General features: G+C 63.7%; 1 protein-coding gene. It reads right to left on the bottom strand.

The features are described 5' to 3' along the window. Positions 1-22 precede the first annotated feature (22 nt). Positions 23-1,117, bottom strand: coding sequence for an IS110 family transposase (locus A5766_RS15475; protein ID WP_064861632.1), 1,095 nt, complete (start codon positions 1,115-1,117; stop codon positions 23-25). Between the last annotated feature and the right edge of the window lie 281 nt (positions 1,118-1,398).

Here is a 1,398-nt window from a genome sequence, read left to right on the forward strand (position 1 = left end):
CGGTGGACGTTCCTATAGTCCGTCAAGTGGTGTGGGCGTGGTTGTTTTGGTTGGTGTCCCAGGCGGTGAGGTCTGCTTTGAGGGCGTAGAACAGTTCGCGGGCGACGTAGCGTTTCACGGCGCGGATGATGTCTTTGGTGGAGAGGTTTTCGGCTGTTCGGCGGTCGCGGTAGGCGATGGTTTTCTCGTGTCGGTTGAGCCGGCCGATGGTGACGAGGTGGATCGCGCAGTTGGCTTGACGGTCGCCGCCACGGTGCAGGCGGGTGCGGTGGGTTTTACCCGAGGATGCCGGGATCGGGGCGATCCCACACAGCCGCGCGAACTGGGCGTCGGTCTTGATTCGGGTGGGGCATTGACCGACGGTGATCAACAGTTGCGCAGCGCTGAGGGTGCCCACTTGTGGCAGTGCACGCAGCCGTGGCGCGATCTGGGCGGTCAACGTGTCGAGGTGGCGGGTGTAGGCGGTGATTTCGGCGTCGAGTTCACGGACTCGGATCGCGACCTGACGGAGCACGAGTTTGGCGGCTTGGACGGGGTCGTCGAGGTGGTCGCGGTGGGGTCGCCAGGTGATGATGACGGCCATCATGCCGGTGGTGGTCATGCCGGTGAGCTTGTCGCGGATCTGGGGTGCGATGATCGTGAAGTCGCGGATCTGGTTGACCGCGGCGGTCCGTGCTTTGATCGCGGATGCTCTGGCGGCCTTGATCATTCGGATGGACTCGATGATCCCGGTCCGGTCTTTCGGGGTGATGGAGGCTCGCCCGGTGCGGGCTGCCTGCGCTGCGCTGTAGGCATCGATGGGATCGGATTTGCCTGCGCACGCGCGCACCGTGGGATCGGGGTGGTTGAGTTCTTTGACGCGGTAGCCCTCAGCGTGCAGCGAACGTGTCAGGCCGGCACCGTAGGTGCCGGTTTGCTCGACGGCGATCGCCTCGATCGGCCATTGCGTCAGCCAGGCACACATCTGATCATCACCGTGCTGGCCGGTTGCGAACTCGCGGTCAGCGATGCGGTGGCCATCGGTATCGACGACCGCGGCGTGGTGGGTGTCTTTATGGGTGTCGACTCCGCCGTACATCGGTTGCAGCGGCGGCGGGGTAACGGTCATGCTGGTCATCGCGGTTATGTCTCCTTGAGTCGTGTCCTACGGCACGGGGATGACATCGCCGGGTGAGGCGGACAGGACGGTGAAGAGTCGGCCATAACCGCTGCCGACAGGTTCCTATGAAGTCACTGCCTCACCCGGCTCCATCAGTCGAACCAAGGGTGTGTCCACGACCCGACCGGGATCGACAGGTCCACTTCAAGACACCCAACCGGGGTCAGTCTCGACAAAAGTCAGAACACTCGATCAAGCCGCACTCCCATCCTCACCGTCTCGACAGGCTCGACCAGCGG

The organism is Gordonia sp. 852002-51296_SCH5728562-b (assembly GCF_001665475.1).
Classification (GTDB): domain Bacteria; phylum Actinomycetota; class Actinomycetes; order Mycobacteriales; family Mycobacteriaceae; genus Gordonia; species Gordonia sputi.